The organism is Burkholderia sp. AU18528 (assembly GCF_002223215.2).
Taxonomy (GTDB): domain Bacteria; phylum Pseudomonadota; class Gammaproteobacteria; order Burkholderiales; family Burkholderiaceae; genus Burkholderia; species Burkholderia semiarida.
Genome location: NZ_NKFC02000005.1, coordinates 509,169 through 526,230, shown reverse-complemented (window position 1 = coordinate 526,230; position 17,062 = coordinate 509,169). Strand labels below are relative to the sequence as shown.

Below are 17,062 nucleotides of genomic sequence, written 5' to 3'. Positions count from 1 at the left end.
TCACTTATCTTGCCGATGCGCGGCCGGCGTGGGCCGCACGCCGTCGCGACGGTCCGCTCAGCGATCCGCCAGCTCGCCGCGCACGTAATCGATGCTTGCCCGCAGCCGGTCCTCGATGTCGTCGGCTTCGGCGATCTCGTTCGCGAACGGCTCGAACGACAACGCACCGCGGTAGCCGCGCGCGAGCAGCTCGCGCAGTTGCCGGACGTTGCCGAGCCGGTCGGCGCCGCCGACCAGCACGCGGTGGCCGTCGCGCATCCGCTCGACCGGCAGGTCGGCTTCCTCGACGCCCGAGAGGTGCACGAGGCCCGTGAGGTTCGGGAAGAAGATGTCCTCGCCGGCGAGGTGATGGTGGAACGTGTCGTGCACCAGCCGGAACACCGGCTCGCCCGCTGCCGCGTAGATGCCCTTCACCGCGTCCGACTTGCGGCGCAGCGCGCATTCCTCGAAACCGAGCGGCTCGATGAAGCCGAGCAGGCCGTGGGCTTCGAGGATCGGCTTCAATGCCTTCAGCGCCGTGACGAGATCCGCGTGGCGGGCGTGCTCGTCGCGCGTGTCGGTGCGGCTGTTGGTCGGGCACAGCACCAGCGCCCGCGCGCCGCATTGCGCCGCGTAGTCGGCCAGCACGGTCGCCTCGTCGGCGCGCTCGGCATTCCACTGCTCGAAGCGCTGCAGTGCGTTGATCGTCAGGATCGTCACGCCGCCGGCTTCGACCGTCGCGCGGACGGCGGCGGCCGGCGTGCCGTCGGCGAGTTCGACGCCGTCGAGATCGTTGCGGATCTCGATCGTGTCGACGCCGAGGCGCCGGCACAGCGCGACGTAGCGGTCGAGCGGCAAGCGCGGCGCGCTCATCCGGTTCAGCGAAAAGTGCAAGGCTTGCGTCATCGTTCTGTCCTTGGGGCTTGAGTGGGGCGGGTTCGGATCAGGCGCCGGCGCGCGCGGCGAGTGCGTGCCACGTGTCGCGCAGCCAGTGCGCGCACGCGACGTTGTTGTCGAAGATCGAATAGCGTGCGCCGCCGCCGTAGTCGGGAAACGGGATGAATTCGCAACTGATCTGCTCGAGCGGTGTCGCTTGCGCATGGGCCTGCCCCCGCGCCTGCAGCAACTGACGCAGCGCGGCTTTCCATGGATCGAGCGACTCGGCACGCCATTCGCCGTGGTACGCGCCCGGCGGCGGCGCGACGAACGGGTACTGGATGCCGCGTCCGGGCCGGCCGTCCGCGCGGCGCATCCAGCGATTGTCCGGGTTGTTCGGCACGACGCTGCGCGCATGCGCATGCCGGACCCAGCCGCGCGCGATCCAGTCGGCGTAGATCGCGGCGGGCGATGCGGGGTCGAGCATCGCGCGGCCGCCGTCGGCCGATTCGTGCAGGCCCGATGCGTCGAGTTCGGCGCGATTGCCGATCTTGAACAGCAGGTGCGAATGATCGAGCGTGATACGGAACGGCGCGCCGGCCTGCTCGACATGCCGCGCGACGCGTGCAACCCGCGCGAAATCCTCGCTCCACATGTCGACGTGCACTTCGAGGCTCGGCAGGCAGCCGGACGGTTCGCCCCATGCATAGGCGCGCAGGTAGAAATCGGCGACTTCGCGATCCGACAGCGGATGGCCGTCCGCGTGATGCGCGAACAGCTGACAGTTGAGCACCGTGCTGCCGAACCGCGCGCCCGCCGCGACGATCTCGGCGACATGCGCTTCGTCGCGGCCCGCGCACCAGATGCCGCCGATCACGCGAATCGGCAGCGCGTGGCGCTCGACCAGCGCGAAATATGGCGACAGGTCCTCGCCGCGCACCGGGTTCTTTTCGACGTAGTCGAACACGCCGGCGGCGGCGACCATCCGGAAGCGCTCGGCGGGCGTGGGCGGCGGCAGCCCGTCGTGTTCGAGCACGCCGTCGAGATTCACGCCGATGAGGATCGGTTCAGCCATCGTCTCCTGTCCGTCGTTGTTCGTGGATGGCTGCCAATGTACGGACGCGCGGCGCGGGCTGCATGACAAACGTTGACGAAAAATCGCCAATGCGGCGATCGATTTTTTCGACGCATGCACGCGCCGGGCCGCACGCCGCATGCCGCATGCCGTGCGGCGGGTTCACGGCTGCAGGTACGCGCTCGTCCTCACGTTCGCCGGACAGAACACGCGGAATTCGACCGGATCGTGCGGCGGCGGCGCCTCGACGATGCCGCATGCATGCAGCACGTGCTGCAGCGCGGAAATCGCCTGCCCGTCCGGATCCTGGTCGATCGCGAGATCCATCGCGCCGGCTTCGATGAAGGTGCGGTGCAGATCGATCATTTCGTGGCCGATCCATACGACGCGCCCGACCGCGCCGGCCCGGCGCAGCGCCGCCTCGATCCCGGCCGACCCGGCGCCGCTGTTGTAGATCGCGACCACGTCGTCGTGCGCCTGCAGCGCCTTCGACACCGCGCGGTAGCAGCGGTCGTCCTGGTCGAGCGTCTCGACCGGCGCGTCGTCGCAGCGCACGGCGGCGAACGCGTCGGCAAGCTGGTCGCGGCAGCCGGCCATCCGGTCGGCGTGCGCACGGTAGCCCATGCGGCCGCCGAGCAGCAGCACGCGGCCCGGGCGCGCCGCGAGACGGCCGATGTAGTAGCCGGCCGTGCGCCCGGCGCGATAGTTGTCGATGCCGGCGAAGTGCGCGCGGTCGATGCCGCCGATGTCGGTGACCATCGTGACGACGGTCTCGCCCCGCGCGATCGCGGCGGCCAGCGCGCCGCGCATGCGGGCCGTGTCGTGCGCGGTGACGATCAGCGCCGCGCGCCGGTACGCGGGCCGTTCGATCAGCGCGGCGGCGCGCGCGTCGTCCGCGGCGGGCAGGATCGTCCGGTGCACGACCACGTGCCGGTCGAGCATCTGCAGCGAGCGCTGCAGCGCTTGCTGCAACCGCCGGAAGAACGGCGCGTCGGTGTCCGGCAGCAGTACGTCGACGTGGATCAGCCCGTGCCGCGTGTCGGGCAGCTGCCGCGGCACGCCGAGCTGCCGCGCGGCCGCCACCACGCGTTCGCGCGCCTGCGCGGAGACGCTGCCGCGCTCGTTCAGCACGCGGTCGACGGTCGTCGTGCTGACGCCGGCGAGCGCCGCGATCTCGTCGAAGCGCGCGGTGCGCTTGCGCCAGCGCGGCCCGGATTCTCCTGCCATGGTCGTCTCCATCGTGATAGGCGCCATCGATCGCGTGGCGTTGCCGGGAACGCTAAAGCGATGGCGAAATTTCGTCAACGTTTCGATTGAGCAGCGGAAGCCGGGCGGCTAATTTTGACTCCATGGCAGCGCGTGTCGCGCTTGCATCGCACAAGAACCCCAGGAGACAGACGTGGCCCCTATCGACGACCCGGCACGCAAGCGCAACGCGGCGCGCCGTCAGGAATACCGAATGATCGGCGGCGCGGGCGAGCGCGCGCACGCGGCCGGGCTCGTCAACGCCGCGTGGTACCGGTGCGCGGTGCCGCGGCCGCTGATGAAGCAGTTGATGCAGCGTGGCGACGCCCGTGCGATTCGCGACACGCTGATCTGGTACGCGGCGATTGCGATCAGCGGCGCGCTCGCGTGGCTGGCGTGGCACGCGCATTCGGCATGGGCGATCCCGGCGTTCTTCGTGTACGGCACCCTTTACTGCAGCCCGGCCGATTCGCGCTGGCACGAATGCGGGCACGGCACCGCGTTCCGCACGCGCTGGATGAACGACGCGCTGTACCAGGTCGCGTCGTTCCAGGTGTTCCGCCGCGCAACCGCGTGGCGCTGGAGTCATGCGCGCCATCACACCGATACGCTGGTCGTCGGGCGCGATCCGGAAATCGCCGCGCCGAAGCCGACCGACTGGCTCGCGCTCGTGCTGAACGTCGTCGCGCTGAAGCACGTGGCCGGCGAGTTGCGCAAGATGATCGCGGCGTCGGCCACCGGCCGGCTCGACGACGAGGAGCGCACCTACGTGCCTGAATCGGAATGGCCGAAGGTCGTGCGCGAGTCGCGCATCCATCTCGCGATCTACGCGCTCGTGACGGGCGCCGCGATGTACTGGCACACGATCCTGCCGCTGCTCTACATCGGGCTGCCGAGCCTCTACGGCGCATGGCTGTACCTGTATTTCGGCCTCACGCAGCACGCGGGCATGCCGGAGAACGTGCTCGATCACCGGCGCAACTGCCGCACCGTGATGATGAACCCGGTGTTCCGCTTCCTGTACTGGAACATGAACTATCACGTCGAGCACCACATGTTCCCGATGGTGCCGTTCCATGCGCTGCCGAAGCTGCACGAAGCCGTGAAGGCCGACATGCCGCCGCCGTACCGCAGCACGCTCGCCGCGTATGCGGAGATCGTGCCGGCGCTGGTCCGGCAGACGCGCGATCCGTCCGATTACGTCGTGCGGCCGGTGCCCGATGCCGCGCGTGCATGACAGCTACCGACCATCCCGACGAAGGAGACACACCCCATGACGCAATGGATCGACACCGGCGCGCTCGACGACATCGACGACGAAGACGTCGCGCGCTTCGATCACGCAGGCCGCACGTACGCGATCTACCGGATCGACGGCCAGGTGTACGCGAGCGACGGCCTGTGCACGCACGAGCACGTACATCTCGCGGACGGGTTCGTGATGGATCACGTGATCGAATGCCCGAAGCACAACGGTCGCTTCGACGTCCGCGACGGCCGGCCGCTGTCCGCGCCCGCGTGCGAGAAGCTGCGCACGTACCGCGCGAAGATCGAAGACGGCCGCATCCTGATCGAGGTGTGACGCGATGAGCCACGACCGGGTAATGGCGATCGTCGGCGCGGGTCATGCGGGCGGCCGCGCGGCGCAGGTGCTGCGCGCGTCCGGCTGGCGCGGGCGCATCGTGCTGATCGGCGCGGAGCCGCATCCGCCGTACGAGCGGCCGCCGTTGTCGAAGGGCGTGCTGACGGGCGACCGTAGCGCGGCGCAATGCCGGTTGCGCGATGCCGAGGCGTGGGCGGCCGACCGCATCGAGCGGGTCGTCGCGACCGTCGAGCGCATCGACCCGCATGCACGCGAAGTGCACGTGTCGGGCGGGCATAGGTTCAGCTACGATGCGCTGCTGCTGGCCACCGGCGGCCGTGCGCGCCGTCTTGCCGTTCCCGGTGCGGCGCTCGACGGCGTAGTCGCGTTGCGCACGCTCGACGATGCGGCCGCGCTCGGCGCGCGGCTAGTGCCCGACGCGCGGATCGTGCTGATCGGCGGCGGTTTCATCGGCCTCGAAGTCGCGGCGTCGGCGCGACGGCGCGGCTGCCGCGTGACGGTGCTCGATGCGGCGCCGCGGCTGCTCGGCCGCGTGGTGCCGGAAGCCATCGCGACGCGCGTGCATGCGCTGCACGACGAACAGGGCGTGGCGATCCGCCTGAACCGCAAGCCGGTGGCGATCGAGCGGACCTCGGGTGGTGCGCTGGCCGTCGTGCTCGACGACGGCGACACGCTGCTTGCCGACACGGTCGTGACCGGCATCGGCATCGAGCCGGCCGACGCGCTGGCGCGCGATGCGGGCCTTGCGGTCGAGCGCGGGATCGTCGTGAACGCGCAGCTCGAGACGTCGGCGCGCGGCATCTACGCTGCCGGCGACGTCGCGGTGTTTCCGAGCGCGTTATCGGGGCGGCTGGTTCGCCAGGAGACGTGGCATGGCGCCGAGACGCAGGCGCACGTGGCCGCCCGCAACATGCTCGGCGCGGGCGCACCGTATCGCGACACGCCGTGGTTCTGGTCCGATCAATACGATGCGCAGTTGCAGGTGGCCGGGGAGCCGGCGCTCGGCGTGCAGTCGGTCGCGCGCGTGCTCGGCGACGATGCGGAAATCCATTTCCATTTCGATGCGCTCGCGCGGCTCGTCGCGGCGAGCGGCTTCGGCCGTGCAGCGGGATTCGTGAAGGAAATGCGCGTGGCGAGAATGCTGGTCGAGCGCGGGATCGACGTGACGCCGGCGGCGGTCGCGAACGTCGGCGTGAAGCTGAAGTCGCTGGTGACGGCCATGAATGACCGGTAGAAGAAAGGAGGGGCGTGAAGCGCGCGGCAGTGAACGCCGCGCGCTTCGTTCAAACGGCGATCAGGCCATCGCGTGCAGGCGCAGATACAGCCCGGCTGCCGCGGCGCCGCCGAGCAGCGGGCCGACGACGGGCACCCAGGCATAGCGCCAGTCGCTGTCGCGCTTGCCGGGAATCGGCAGCAGCGCATGCATGATGCGCGGCGACAGGTCGCGCGCGGGGCTCATCGCATAGCCGGTCGGGCCGCCGAGCGAGATGCCGATGCCGAGCACCAGCAGGCCGACGGGCAGCGCGTCGAGTGCGCCGAGGCCGACCTGCGGTGACGCGAGATACAGCACGCCGAGGATCAGCACGAACGTGCAGATCGCTTCGGTCAGCACGTTGTGCGTGGTGCTGCGGATCGCGGGCGCCGTGCAGAACACCGCGAGCTTCAGGTCCGCATCGGCTTCCTTCGCGAAGTGCTGGCGATACGCGAGCCACACGAGCAGCGCGCCGGCCATCCCGCCGAGCATCTGCGCGAGCACGTAGCCGCCCACTTTCGACCACGCGAACTTGCCCGCGAGCGCGAGGCTGATCGTGACGATCGGGTTCAGGTGCGCGCCGCTGAACGACGCGGTCACGTAGACCGCGACGAATACCGCCATCGCCCAGCCCATCACGATCACGATCAGGTCCGCGCCTTTGCCCTTGGTCTTGGCAAGCAGCACGTTCGCGACCGCGCCGTTGCCGAGCAGCACGAGGATCGCCGTGCCGATGAATTCCGCAATATAAGGTGACATGGTTGTCTCTCGTATGTCACGGCGGACTCGCGCATCGCGCGGTCCGCCGGTGTTGTTGTATTTCGTCTGGATTGATTCGGGTTACTGGGCGTCGTCGGCCCATGCCTTCGCGGCGCGTACCGCACGCTGCCAGCCGGCCATGCGCTGCTCGACCTGCTCCTTGGGCATCGACGGGGCGAAGCGGCGATCGAGCTGCCACTGGTCGCGTACTTCGTCGAGGTTCTTCCAGTAGCCGATCGCGAGGCCCGCGAGGTAGGCCGCGCCGAGCGCGGTCGTCTCGGTGATCTGCGGACGCACCGCGTCGACGCCGAGCAGGTCGGCCTGGAACTGCATCAGCAGATCGTTCGCGCTCGCGCCGCCGTCCACGCGCAGCTCGCCGATGCTGATGCCGGAATCGGCTTCCATTGCGGCCAGCACGTCGAGCGACTGGTACGCGATCGCATCGAGCGCCGCGCGGGCGAGATGGGCGGCGCTCGTGCCGCGCGTGACGCCGAACACGGAGCCGCGCGCCCGCGCGTTCCAGTGCGGCGCGCCGAGGCCGGCGAACGCGGGCACGAGATACACGCCGTCGGTATGCGGCACGCTGGCGGCGAGCGCTTCGATTTCCGCGGCCGTCTTGATGAGGCCGACCCCGTCGCGCAGCCACTGCACGACCGCGCCCGCGATGAAGATGCTGCCTTCGAGCGCGTACTGCACGTCGTCGCCGATCTGCCACGCGATCGTCGTGACGAGGTTGTTCTTCGACTCGATCGGCTTGTCGCCGGTGTTCATCATCAGGAAGCAGCCGGTGCCGTAGGTGTTCTTCACCATGCCCGACGTCGTGCACATCTGGCCGAACAGCGCCGCGTGCTGGTCGCCGGCGATGCCCGCGAGCGGGATCTTCGATGCGAACACGGTGGTCTTCGTGTGGCCGTAGATCTCCGACGACGCCTTCACTTCCGGCAGCATGCTGCGCGGGATGTCGAGCAGTTCGAGCAGCTCGTTGTCCCACTCGCGCGTATGGATGTTGAACAGCATCGTGCGCGACGCGTTGGTCACGTCGGTCACGTGCAGCTCGTGCTTCGTGAAGTTCCACACGAGCCAGCTGTCGACGGTGCCGAATGCGAGCTTGCCCTGGCGCGCCTTGTCGCGCGCGCCCGGCACGTTGTCGAGGATCCAGCGGATCTTCGTCGCCGAGAAGTACGAGTCGATCGGCAGGCCGGTCTTCGCGCGCACCTTCGCTTCGAGGCCCTGCTTCTTCAGCGAGTCGCAGAAGTCGGCGGTACGGCGATCCTGCCACACGATCGCGTTGTAGACGGGCTGGCCCGTCTCGCGATCCCAGACGATCGTCGTTTCGCGCTGGTTGGTGATGCCGATCGCCGCGATCGACGTGCCGTTCAGGCCCGTGCGCGTGACGGCTTCCGCGGCGACGCCGGCTTGCGTCGACCAGATTTCCTGCGGGTCGTGCTCGACCCAGCCGGGTTGCGGGTAGATCTGTTCGAATTCCTTCTGGGCGATCGATACGATATTGCCCTGGCGATCGAACAGCATCGCGCGGGAACTCGTGGTGCCCTGGTCAAGCGCGAGGATGTACTGGTCCTGCATGTCTCTCATCTCCATCCGTGGATCGGCTTAGTTGTGATGCGCGCCGCATGGGGCGGCGCGTCGGTGAATCAACGTCGGTCAGGCAACTGCAACTGCAATTTGCGTTCGAGTCACGCGTGCGGCGCATGCGCGGCGGCGAACCACGCGTCGACCGCGGCGGTCACGGCATCGAGCGTGCCGGGCGCGACGTGCAGGCCGAGCTTCGAGCGGCGCCACAGCACGTCCTGCGCGCAGGTCGCCCATTCGGCGTCGCGCAGGTAGCGCAGCTCGGCGTCGTGGATGCCCGGCGCGATTTCGGCGCCGAGATCGGCGAGCGACTTCGCGCCTTCCACCACGCGTTCCGCACGCGTGCCGTACGCACGCGCATAGCGGCGCGCGAGCGCGGCGGGCAGCCACGGGTGACGTTTCGCGAACGCGCCGGCGAACACGTCGAACTTCGCGTCCGCGATGTCGCCGCCCGGCAGCGCGACGCCGGCCGTCCAGCGCTTCGCGTCGCGGCCGAGCGCACGGCACAGCATGTCGCCGGCTTCTTCCGCGAGCTTGCGGAACGTCGTGATCTTGCCGCCGAACACCGACAGCAGCGGGGCGCCCGCGCCGTCGTCGAGTTCGAGGCGATAGTCGCGCGTGACGGCCGACGCGTTCGCCGCGTTCTCGTCTTCCAGCAGCGGGCGCACGCCCGAATAGGTCCAGTGCACGTCGGCCGGCGAGATCTTGCGCTTGAAGTAGCGGTTGATCGAATCGCACAGATACTGCGTCTCGTCGCGATCGATCGCGACCTTCGCGGGATCGTTCGTGTATTCGACGTCGGTCGTGCCGATCAGCGTGAAATCGTGCTCGTACGGAATCGCGAAGATGATCCGCTTGTCCGGGTTCTGGAAGATGTACGCGTGATCGTGATCGAACAGGCGGCGCGTGATGATGTGGCTGCCCTTCACGAGCCGCACGCTGTGATGCGCGCCGCGGCCGAGCGCGCCGTGCAGCACGTCGCCGACCCACGGGCCGGCCGCGTTCGCGATCGCGCGCGCATGCACGACGCGGATCGAGCCGTCGGCGTGCTGCAGCCGCGCTTCCCACTCGTCGCCGCGGCGCTCGGCGGAAACGAGCTTCGTGCGCGTCAGGATCTCGGCGCCGCGCTCCTTCGCATCCATCGCGTTCAGCACGACGAGGCGCGCGTCGTCGACCCAGCCGTCGGAATACACGAAGCCGCGCTTGATCGAGTCGATCAACGGCGCGCCGGCCGCATGGCGGCGCATGTCGATGCCGCGCGAGCCGGGCAGCAGTTCGCGTTTCGCGAGGTGATCGTAGAGGAACAGGCCGATGCGGATCAGCCAGGCCGGACGCAGGTTCGGCATGTGCGGCATCACGAAGCGCAGCGGCCACATGATGTGCGGCGCCGCGCGCAGCAGCGTCTCGCGCTCCTGCAGCGCCTTGCGCACCAGCCCGAACTCGTTGTACTCGAGGTAACGCAGGCCGCCGTGAATCAGCTTGGTGCTGGACGACGACGTGTGCGACGCGAGGTCGTCCTGTTCGCAGAGCATGACCGACAGGCCGCGGCCGGCCGCATCGCGCGCGATCCCCGCGCCGTTGATGCCGCCGCCGACGACGAGCAGATCGTAGCGATTCGGTTGGGTCACCTGCTGTCCTTATCGTCTGTTGAAATGGGGTGAACACGAAATGTTCGAATTCGAAATTTAACGAACGAAATCGAAAAAGTAAAGTTCGAAAAAGCGGGGCCAGTAGCGTGCGACGCGATCCCGGACGATACTGACGGAATCGACCGTTTCGCGAGGTAAATCATGCGTATTGGGATGTGGGCCGGCGTGTGCGCCGTCCTTCTGGCGGGATGCGGCGCGGGGACGCCGCCGCTCGCGGGCAACTGGCGGGCGCCGTCGTTCGTCGACCTGCAGACGTCGTGCGGCGGCGCGGCGCGCGACTGGGGCGCGGACGCGCAGCCGGTGTACTCGACGCTGTACGACGCGTACGTCGCGAAACGGTATCGTGGGCTGACCGAAGCGAACTATTGTGCGTTCGTAAACGAACTTTCGACCCACTATGCGGCGCCCGACGCGGCGGCACGCGCCGGCTGGATCGCGTATTTCAACGGCGCACGCGCGCAGGCCATCAGCTGGCGGGCGGCGGTCGATCCGACGCTGCGCGGCGGCTGAAGCCGGCGGCGGCGACGGGCAGGCGGGAGGCAGAATGACCGCGCGGCCGGAATCCGGCCGCGCGATCAGGTCAGGTCGGGAACAGCGGGCTTACGAATAGCGGTACTTGATGGATCGCAGCGCGGCGTCGCCGGTCTCGGTCACGCAGTATTTGCGCCCCGAGCCGAGCCCTTCCAGGCGGACGAGTTGTTGTTCGAGCAGGATGTCCAGTTCATCCCGATCCATGTCGCGCTGATCAGGCGCGTCCTTTACAAGCAAGAGCGTGGCGAATTCATGCGGACTCAGCATCGTTCTCTCCATGGCAATCGGACTGCCCGCGCGGCCGGCGTACACGCCGCCGCGCGATACCCCGCGAGGGTATGGCTTGGGGGGAAAAGCTGCATTCGCCGGCCTGCGATTCGCACCGCCCTGGCACAGGCGGATCGGCGAACGGGCCGGGGAACTGGAGTCTAGTCGAGCGCGCAGGCAACGACAAATCGTGCCCCGTTAATTTTCCGTTTGACAGAAACGCATGCCACAAGCGGTTCGCGCGCGGCGCCAACTTCTTGATTTCACTTGAAGTTTCAGGTGCGGTGCAGCATCGCGATCGTCATTCCGCGACGTACACCTGGGTGCCGGCGGCGGCGACCGTGTCGGCCATGTCGGGCGGCAGCGGCTTGTCGGTGAAGAGCGCGTGCACCTGGCTCAGATGGCCCTGGCGCACCAGCGCCGGGCGGCCGACCTTCGAATGGTCGGTCACGAGGTAGACCGTGCGCGCATGCTGCATGATCGCCTCGGCGACGCGCACCTCGCGCGTGTCGAAATCGCGCAGCGTGCCGTCGGCCTCGATCGCCGACGTGCCGATGATCGCGTAGTCGACCTTGAACTGGCGGATGAAGTCGATCGCGAGCTCGCCGACGATGCCCTTGTCCCACGGCCGCACGATGCCGCCCGTGATCAGCACTTCGCAGTCGGGGTAGCCGCTCATCATCGACGCGACGTTCAGGTTGTTGGTGATCACGTGCAGCCCGTGATGGCGGTTCAGCGCGCGCGCGACTTCCTCGGTCGTCGTGCCGAGATTGATGAACAGCGACGCCTGGTCGGGGATGTGCGACGCCGCGAGCGCCGCGATGCGCCGCTTCTCGTCGTGAAACATCCGCTGGCGCGCCGTGTACGACACGTTCTCCGAGCTGGTCGGCAGGCTCGCGCCGCCGTGGTAGCGGCGCAGCAGGTTCAGGTCGGCGAGCCAGTTCACGTCGCGGCGGATCGTCTGCGGCGTCACCGCGAAGTGCGCGGCGAGATCGTCGACGGTCACGAAGCCGTCGCGCTGCACCCATTCGAGCAATTCCTGCTGGCGCGCGTTGAGGGTGAGGCGGGGATCTCGGGTCATGGCTCGATGGTCGTGTCGTGAGACGGAGCGGGTATTGTAAGGGCGGCAACGGCGTTCGGCCGGCCTGCCGGGCGTCGGTGCGCCTGATTCATGTGGAAATAGCATGGATTCATGTGACAAATGAATTTGTGCGATCGTGCCGATCGCGCTGCAATGGCGGATGGCCCGCGCGTGCGGGCGCGCGTTCATCCCGTTTTCGACAAGGTGGCATCGATGACTGACTTCAACTGGCACAACCCGTATCCGACAACCCGCATCCCGGTGTTCGCGCGCAACGTCGTGTCGACGTCGCACCCGCTGGCCGCGCAGGCCGGGTTGCGGATGCTGTGGAAGGGCGGCAACGCGGTGGACGCGGCGCTGGCCGCGGCCGCCGCGATCACCGTCGTCGAGCCGGTGTCGTGCGGGCTCGGCGGCGATGCGTTCGCGCTCGTGTGGGACGGCGAGCGACTGTCCGGACTCAATGCATCGGGCGTCGCGCCGGCCGCATGGAACGTCGACCACTTCCGCCAGCGCCACGGCGAGGACGCGCGCGGCATCGCGAACAAGCCGACCCGCGGCTGGGACACCGTCACCGTGCCGGGCGTGATCGCGGGCTGGGAAGCGCTGCACGCGAAGTTCGGTTCGCTGCCGTTCGCGGACCTGCTCGAGCCGGCGATCGAGATCGCGGAGCGCGGCTATTCGGTGCCGCCGATCGTCGCGCACAAGTGGGCGGCGGCCGTCCCCGAACTGCGGGGCCTGCCGGGTTTCGCGGACACCTTCATGCCGCGCGGCCGCGCGCCGCTCGTCGGCGAACGCGTATGCCTGCCCGGTCATGCGCAGACGCTGCGCACGCTCGCGACGGAAGGCGCCCGGGCGTTCTACGAAGGCGCGCTCGCCGAGCGTCTCGCCGCGTTCGCGCGCGAGGGCGGCGGGGCGCTGACCGAAGCCGACCTGCGCGCGTACCGGCCGGAATGGGTCGAGCCGATCGGCAAGCGCTTCGGCCGCCACACGATTCACGAGATTCCGCCGAACGGGCAGGGCATCGCCGCGCTGATCGCGCTCGGCATCGCCGAGCACGCGGGCGTGACCGAATGGCCGGTCGACTCGGTCGATTCGCAGCATCTGCAGATCGAGGCGATGAAGCTCGCGTTCGCCGATGTCTATCGCTACGTCGCCGATCCGCGCGCGATGGACGTCACGCCCGAACAGATGCTCGACGACGCCTATCTCGCCGAACGCGCGAAGCTGATCGATCGCGCGCGCGCGACGCACTTCGCCGCCGGCCGCCCGCATTCGGGCGGCACGATCTACCTGTCGGCGGCCGACGAGCGCGGGATGATGGTGAGCTTCATCCAGTCGAACTACATGGGCTTCGGTTCGGGGCTCGTCGTGCCCGGTACGGGCATTGCGCTGCAGAACCGCGGGCACGGCTTCTCGATGGACCCGGCTTCGCCGAACGTCGTCGCGGGCGGCAAGCGGCCGTTCCACACGATCATCCCGGCGTTCGTCACCGAGCAGGCCAACGGCCGCACCGAGGCCGTGATGAGCTTCGGCGTGATGGGCGGCGACATGCAGCCGCAAGGCCATCTGCAGACCGTCGTGCGGATGCTCGGCTATGGCCAGCAGCCGCAGGCCGCGTGTTGCGCGCCGCGCTGGAAAGTCAACCGCGACTTCACGCTCGACGTCGAGGCGACGATGAACCGCGCGACCGTCGACGGGCTGGCCGCCCGCGGCCATACGATCAAGTCGATCGACGATCCGTACATGGATTTCGGTTCGGGGCAGTTCGTCTGGCGCCTCGATCCCGACGATCCGGAGCGCGGCTACGTGGCCGCGAGCGACAGCCGGCGCGACGGGCTGGCGGCCGGTTTCTGACGGATCGCTTCCAGCTTTCCTTGCAGTTTCCCGGCATCACGGGCGGCCCGGCGGCCGCCCGTTTCATTTGGCGCGGCGCATGTCCATCGAACGCGCGCAAGCGGTTTGAAGGTCTCATCTAACGAACGGCAACGGACGCCGTGGAACTGCGCCTGTCGGGTATGGTCAGTGCTTTGGAGCACGAACATGAAAGTCCGGCTAAGATGCCAGAATGGTTCGGCCGGACCGACTCACTATAAACGCAAGTAAAACGCCGCCGCGGATCGGCTGGCGCCTGTGCCCCAGGCATGGGCCGGCCTCCGCGCGGCGACTGGGAGCGCACCACCATGGACACCAAAACGACGCATGTGATGCCGTGGCGTATCGAGGACATCGACCTGAACCGGATCGATCGTCAGCGTGCCGCCGCGAACGAGGATTTGCTGCTGCTGCTGTGCGCGTCGTCGTTCATCGAAAGCGGCTCGGATCTCTATACGAGCAATCTGAGCGAATTCTTCAATGACGATCCGGAAGTCTCCGCATGGCTCAACAATGCATGGGAGCCCGAAGAATTGCAGCACGGCCGCGCGCTGAAGGCGTATATCGCGCACGTGTGGCCCGAGTTCGACTGGGATACGGCCTTCGCGAATTTCTTCGCCGAGTATTCGAAGACCTGCTCGGTCGAGGCGTTCGAAAAAACCCGCGCGCTCGAAATGGTCGCACGCTGCGTCGTCGAGACGGGCACGGCCACGCTCTATCGCGCGATCAACGAATGCTCGGACGAGCCGGTGCTGAAGGAAATCACCGACAACATCCGCACGGACGAAGTGCGTCACTACAAGCACTTCTTCAAGTTCTTCAAGAAGTACAACCAGGTCGAAGGCAACGGCCGGCTCGCGGTGCTCGGGGCGCTGGCGCGCCGCGTGATGGAAATCAAGAACGAGGATTCCGAGATCGCGCTGCGCCACGTGTTCGCGATCCGCTATCCGGACCGCGTCGGCGACAGCCAATACAACCGCGAGCGCGCCGCACGCATCAATTCGCTCGTCCGGCGCAATCTGTCGGCCGACATGTGCGTGAAGATGCTGCTCAAGCCGCTCGACCTGCCCGCGAAGATCCAGCCGGGCGTCCACTATCCGCTCACGAAGATCACGCGGCACGTTTTCCTGCGCTGATCGCCGCGGCACGGCCCGTCGCGCGTATGCTGGTGCATTCTCATCCGATTCGCGCCCGGGCCACGCCATCATGACCGATACCCATCGCCACGCGCTCGAACAATGGACGTTCGACGCGTGGCCACCCGCCGTCGTGTCGCTGTTCGACGGCACCGCGCTCGAGCGTCATGCCGACCTCGCCGCGTCGCTGATCGTCGCGACCGACGACGGCCAGTTGCGCACGACGCTGCTCGGCGTCGGCGAGATCTACGCACATGATGCACGCACGCTGCTGATCGCGCTCTGGCCGCAGTCGCGGGCGGCGCGCGCGATCGCGCAGCGGCGCACGGCCGCGTTGACGCTCGTCGCGGACGGTGCGTTCTTTCAGGCGCAACTGGAGATGGCGCCGCTCGAAGGAGACTTCGGCGGCCTGGCCGGATTCGCTGCGACGATCGCGCACGGCGATGCGCAGCGGGTCGGCTATGCGCGTCTCGCGACAGGCGTCACGTTCACGCTGGAAGGGGAGCGCGCCGCGGTGCTCGCACGCTGGCGACGCCAGATCGAGCACCTGCGGCGCGCGGCCGCGCGGCTTCAGTGACCGCGCTGGCCGCTGCGCGACGAACGGTTGCGGTTCGGATGCGCGGCGTTGCCGCTTGCCGGGCGGGCGCCGTTGCCGCCGCCTGCCGGACGTCCGCCGCCATTGCCGCCGGCCCCGCCTTGCGTGCGCGGCTTCGCGGCCTTCTGCTGCGCGGCCTTCGGTTGCGCGTTGCCGTCGCGCTTCGCGGCCGGCTGGCCTGAGCCGCCGGCACGTGGCTGACGATTGCCGCCGCCACCGCCACGCGGCTGCTGCTGGCCACGGCGCTGCTGGATCGGCTCCGGTTTCGCGTTCGGATCGGGTTCGAAGCCCGCGATCACTTCCTGCGGAATCTCGCGCTTGATCAGCCGCTCGATGTCGCGCAGCAACTGCTTCTCGTCGACGCACACGAGCGACACGGCTTCGCCGGTCGCGCCGGCGCGGCCCGTGCGGCCGATCCGGTGCACGTAGTCTTCCGGCACGTTCGGCAGATCGAAGTTGACGACGTGCGGCAACTGGTCGATGTCGATCCCGCGCGCGGCGATATCGGTCGCGACGAGCACCTGCAGCGTGCTGTTCTTGAACTCGGCCAGCGCGCGCGTACGCGCCGACTGGCTCTTGTTGCCGTGGATCGCCATCGCGCTGATGCCGTCCTTCGTCAACTGCTCGGCGAGCCGGTTCGCGCCGTGCTTGGTGCGCGTGAACACGAGCACCTGGAACCAGTTGTGTTCGCGGATCAGGTGCGTGAGCAGCTCGCGCTTGCGATCGCGGTCGACCGGATGGATCTTCTGCGCGACGCTCTCGGCGGTCGTGTTGCGGCGCGCGACCTCGATCAGTGCGGGCGAGTCGAGCAGGCTGTCGGCGAGCGCCTTGATTTCATCGGAGAAGGTGGCCGAGAACAGCAGGTTCTGGCGCTGCGGCGGCAGCTTCGCGAGCACGCGCTTGATGTCGTGGATGAAGCCCATGTCGAGCATCCGGTCGGCTTCGTCGAGCACGAGGATGTCGAGATCCGACAGGTCGATGGTCTTCTGCTGCATGTGGTCGAGCAGGCGCCCCGGCGTCGCGACGACGATGTCGACGCCACGCTTGAGCGCATCGATCTGCGGATTGATGCTGACGCCGCCGAACATCACGGTCGAGCGCAGCTTCAGGTACTTGCTGTACGCGCGCACGCTTTCCTCGACCTGGGCGGCGAGTTCGCGCGTCGGCGTGAGGATCAGCGCGCGCACCGCGCGCTTCGCGCCGCGGTGCTCGGCGTAGAACGTGTGCAGGCGTTGCAGGATCGGCAGCGTGAAGCCGGCGGTCTTGCCGGTGCCGGTTTGCGCGCCGGCGAGCAGGTCGCCGCCGCCGAGGACGGCCGGAATGGCCTGCTGCTGGATCGGAGTCGGCGACGTGTAGCCGAGCTCGTTGACCGCCTTGACCAGCGGTTCGGCCAGGCCGAGAGATTCGAAAGACATAGATACCACTCTTGAGTTTTATGATCGGCGATGCATCGCGCGGCCCGCGCGGCAAACCTGCATCGCAAAACAGCCAAAAAGCAAAAGGGCGCGGCCGCGGTTTCCCGCAGCCGCGCCCCGTTTGTGTGCGCCGCTTC

The 17,062-nt window shown here is 68.3% G+C and carries 16 protein-coding genes; 7 read left to right on the top strand and 9 right to left on the bottom strand.

What is annotated here, in order from left to right; translation table 11 throughout:
* Window positions 1–57 precede the first annotated feature (57 nt).
* From CFB52_RS14050 to CFB52_RS14040, 3 genes are all read right to left on the bottom strand, one after another.
* Complete coding sequence (locus tag CFB52_RS14050; RefSeq protein WP_099316795.1) at window positions 58–885, bottom strand: TIM barrel protein; 828 nt, start codon at window positions 883–885, stop codon at window positions 58–60.
* Between the two features lie 37 nt (window positions 886–922).
* Window positions 923–1,930, bottom strand: coding sequence for a hypothetical protein (locus CFB52_RS14045; protein ID WP_059578667.1), 1,008 nt, complete (start codon window positions 1,928–1,930; stop codon window positions 923–925).
* Window positions 1,931–2,092: 162 nt separating this feature from the next.
* Entirely contained in the window at window positions 2,093–3,157 is a 1,065-nt protein-coding gene (locus CFB52_RS14040) for a LacI family DNA-binding transcriptional regulator (protein WP_099316794.1), read from the bottom strand.
* Between the two features lie 172 nt (window positions 3,158–3,329).
* On the opposite strand from CFB52_RS14040, the gene CFB52_RS14035 reads away from it, so the two are divergent.
* The 3 genes from CFB52_RS14035 to CFB52_RS14025 are packed head-to-tail and all read left to right on the top strand — an operon-like array spanning window position 3,330 to window position 6,012.
* Window positions 3,330–4,412 (top strand): fatty acid desaturase family protein, encoded by a 1,083-nt coding sequence (locus CFB52_RS14035; RefSeq protein ID WP_099316793.1) that lies wholly within the window; start codon window positions 3,330–3,332, stop codon window positions 4,410–4,412.
* Between the two features lie 36 nt (window positions 4,413–4,448).
* On the top strand, window positions 4,449–4,757 hold the full coding sequence (locus CFB52_RS14030) for a non-heme iron oxygenase ferredoxin subunit (RefSeq protein ID WP_059578663.1): 309 nt from the start codon (window positions 4,449–4,451) through the stop codon (window positions 4,755–4,757).
* 4 nt (window positions 4,758–4,761) lie between these two features.
* Complete coding sequence (locus CFB52_RS14025) at window positions 4,762–6,012, top strand: NAD(P)/FAD-dependent oxidoreductase (protein WP_099316792.1); 1,251 nt, start codon at window positions 4,762–4,764, stop codon at window positions 6,010–6,012.
* A 60-nt stretch (window positions 6,013–6,072) separates the two neighbouring features.
* Here CFB52_RS14025 and CFB52_RS14020 read toward each other — a convergent pair whose 3' ends face one another.
* The 3 genes from CFB52_RS14020 to glpD form a co-directional block, all read right to left on the bottom strand.
* On the bottom strand, window positions 6,073–6,789 hold the full coding sequence (locus tag CFB52_RS14020; protein WP_011546148.1) for an MIP/aquaporin family protein: 717 nt from the start codon (window positions 6,787–6,789) through the stop codon (window positions 6,073–6,075).
* Between the two features lie 81 nt (window positions 6,790–6,870).
* Window positions 6,871–8,373: a glycerol kinase GlpK gene (gene glpK / locus CFB52_RS14015; protein WP_059578659.1), complete on the bottom strand. Its 1,503-nt coding sequence runs from the start codon at window positions 8,371–8,373 to the stop codon at window positions 6,871–6,873.
* Window positions 8,374–8,483: 110 nt separating this feature from the next.
* Entirely contained in the window at window positions 8,484–10,007 is a 1,524-nt protein-coding gene (gene glpD, locus CFB52_RS14010) for a glycerol-3-phosphate dehydrogenase (RefSeq protein ID WP_059643008.1), read from the bottom strand.
* Between the two features lie 162 nt (window positions 10,008–10,169).
* Here glpD and CFB52_RS14005 point away from each other — a divergent pair, with 162 nt between their 5' ends.
* The gene (locus tag CFB52_RS14005) at window positions 10,170–10,538 is read left to right on the top strand and encodes a hypothetical protein (RefSeq protein ID WP_059643011.1); all 369 of its coding nucleotides are present in this window, start codon (window positions 10,170–10,172) and stop codon (window positions 10,536–10,538) included.
* 90 nt (window positions 10,539–10,628) lie between these two features.
* Here the strand turns inward: CFB52_RS14005 and CFB52_RS14000 are convergent, their stop codons facing one another.
* The gene (locus tag CFB52_RS14000; RefSeq protein ID WP_006477892.1) at window positions 10,629–10,826 is read right to left on the bottom strand and encodes a hypothetical protein; all 198 of its coding nucleotides are present in this window, start codon (window positions 10,824–10,826) and stop codon (window positions 10,629–10,631) included.
* Window positions 10,827–11,127: 301 nt separating this feature from the next.
* A complete protein-coding gene (locus CFB52_RS13990; protein WP_034208319.1) occupies window positions 11,128–11,907 on the bottom strand; it encodes a DeoR/GlpR family DNA-binding transcription regulator in 780 nt (259 codons plus the stop codon).
* Between the two features lie 213 nt (window positions 11,908–12,120).
* Between CFB52_RS13990 and CFB52_RS13985 the strand changes: the two genes are divergently transcribed.
* The 3 genes from CFB52_RS13985 to CFB52_RS13975 all read left to right on the top strand — a co-directional run bounded on the left by CFB52_RS13985 (window position 12,121) and on the right by CFB52_RS13975 (window position 15,492).
* Window positions 12,121–13,761: a gamma-glutamyltransferase family protein gene (locus tag CFB52_RS13985; protein WP_099316965.1), complete on the top strand. Its 1,641-nt coding sequence runs from the start codon at window positions 12,121–12,123 to the stop codon at window positions 13,759–13,761.
* Window positions 13,762–14,087: 326 nt separating this feature from the next.
* Window positions 14,088–14,915 (top strand): ferritin-like domain-containing protein, encoded by an 828-nt coding sequence (locus CFB52_RS13980; RefSeq protein ID WP_011546143.1) that lies wholly within the window; start codon window positions 14,088–14,090, stop codon window positions 14,913–14,915.
* A gap of 70 nt (window positions 14,916–14,985) precedes the next feature.
* Window positions 14,986–15,492 carry a hypothetical protein gene (locus CFB52_RS13975; protein ID WP_059578652.1) on the top strand — a complete coding sequence of 169 codons (507 nt, stop codon included), beginning with the start codon at window positions 14,986–14,988 and terminating at the stop codon, window positions 15,490–15,492.
* On the opposite strand, the gene CFB52_RS13970 is transcribed toward CFB52_RS13975, so the two are convergent.
* Window positions 15,486–16,925, bottom strand: a complete 1,440-nt coding sequence (locus tag CFB52_RS13970; RefSeq protein ID WP_059578649.1) for a DEAD/DEAH box helicase — start codon at window positions 16,923–16,925, stop codon at window positions 15,486–15,488. The two genes, CFB52_RS13975 and CFB52_RS13970, sit on opposite strands and share 7 nt — an antisense overlap.
* Window positions 16,926–17,062: the final 137 nt, after the last annotated feature.

Excerpts from the sequence above, each read along its gene's own strand:
- CFB52_RS14045 (WP_059578667.1), bottom strand. The coding sequence starts at position 1,930 with ATGGCTGAACCGATCCTCATCGGCGTGAATCTCGACGGCGTGCTCGAA.
- CFB52_RS14030 (WP_059578663.1), top strand. The coding sequence starts at position 4,449 with ATGACGCAATGGATCGACACCGGCGCGCTCGACGACATCGACGACGAA.
- CFB52_RS14020 (WP_011546148.1), bottom strand. The coding sequence starts at position 6,789 with ATGTCACCTTATATTGCGGAATTCATCGGCACGGCGATCCTCGTGCTG.
- glpK (WP_059578659.1), bottom strand. The coding sequence starts at position 8,373 with ATGCAGGACCAGTACATCCTCGCGCTTGACCAGGGCACCACGAGTTCC.
- CFB52_RS14040 (WP_099316794.1), bottom strand. The coding sequence starts at position 3,157 with ATGGCAGGAGAATCCGGGCCGCGCTGGCGCAAGCGCACCGCGCGCTTC.
- CFB52_RS14025 (WP_099316792.1), top strand. The coding sequence starts at position 4,762 with ATGAGCCACGACCGGGTAATGGCGATCGTCGGCGCGGGTCATGCGGGC.
- CFB52_RS13975 (WP_059578652.1), top strand. The coding sequence starts at position 14,986 with ATGACCGATACCCATCGCCACGCGCTCGAACAATGGACGTTCGACGCG.
- CFB52_RS13985 (WP_099316965.1), top strand. The coding sequence starts at position 12,121 with ATGACTGACTTCAACTGGCACAACCCGTATCCGACAACCCGCATCCCG.
- CFB52_RS14000 (WP_006477892.1), bottom strand. The coding sequence starts at position 10,826 with ATGCTGAGTCCGCATGAATTCGCCACGCTCTTGCTTGTAAAGGACGCG.
- CFB52_RS13980 (WP_011546143.1), top strand. The coding sequence starts at position 14,088 with ATGGACACCAAAACGACGCATGTGATGCCGTGGCGTATCGAGGACATC.
- CFB52_RS14005 (WP_059643011.1), top strand. The coding sequence starts at position 10,170 with ATGCGTATTGGGATGTGGGCCGGCGTGTGCGCCGTCCTTCTGGCGGGA.
- CFB52_RS13990 (WP_034208319.1), bottom strand. The coding sequence starts at position 11,907 with ATGACCCGAGATCCCCGCCTCACCCTCAACGCGCGCCAGCAGGAATTG.
- CFB52_RS13970 (WP_059578649.1), bottom strand. The coding sequence starts at position 16,925 with ATGTCTTTCGAATCTCTCGGCCTGGCCGAACCGCTGGTCAAGGCGGTC.
- CFB52_RS14050 (WP_099316795.1), bottom strand. The coding sequence starts at position 885 with ATGACGCAAGCCTTGCACTTTTCGCTGAACCGGATGAGCGCGCCGCGC.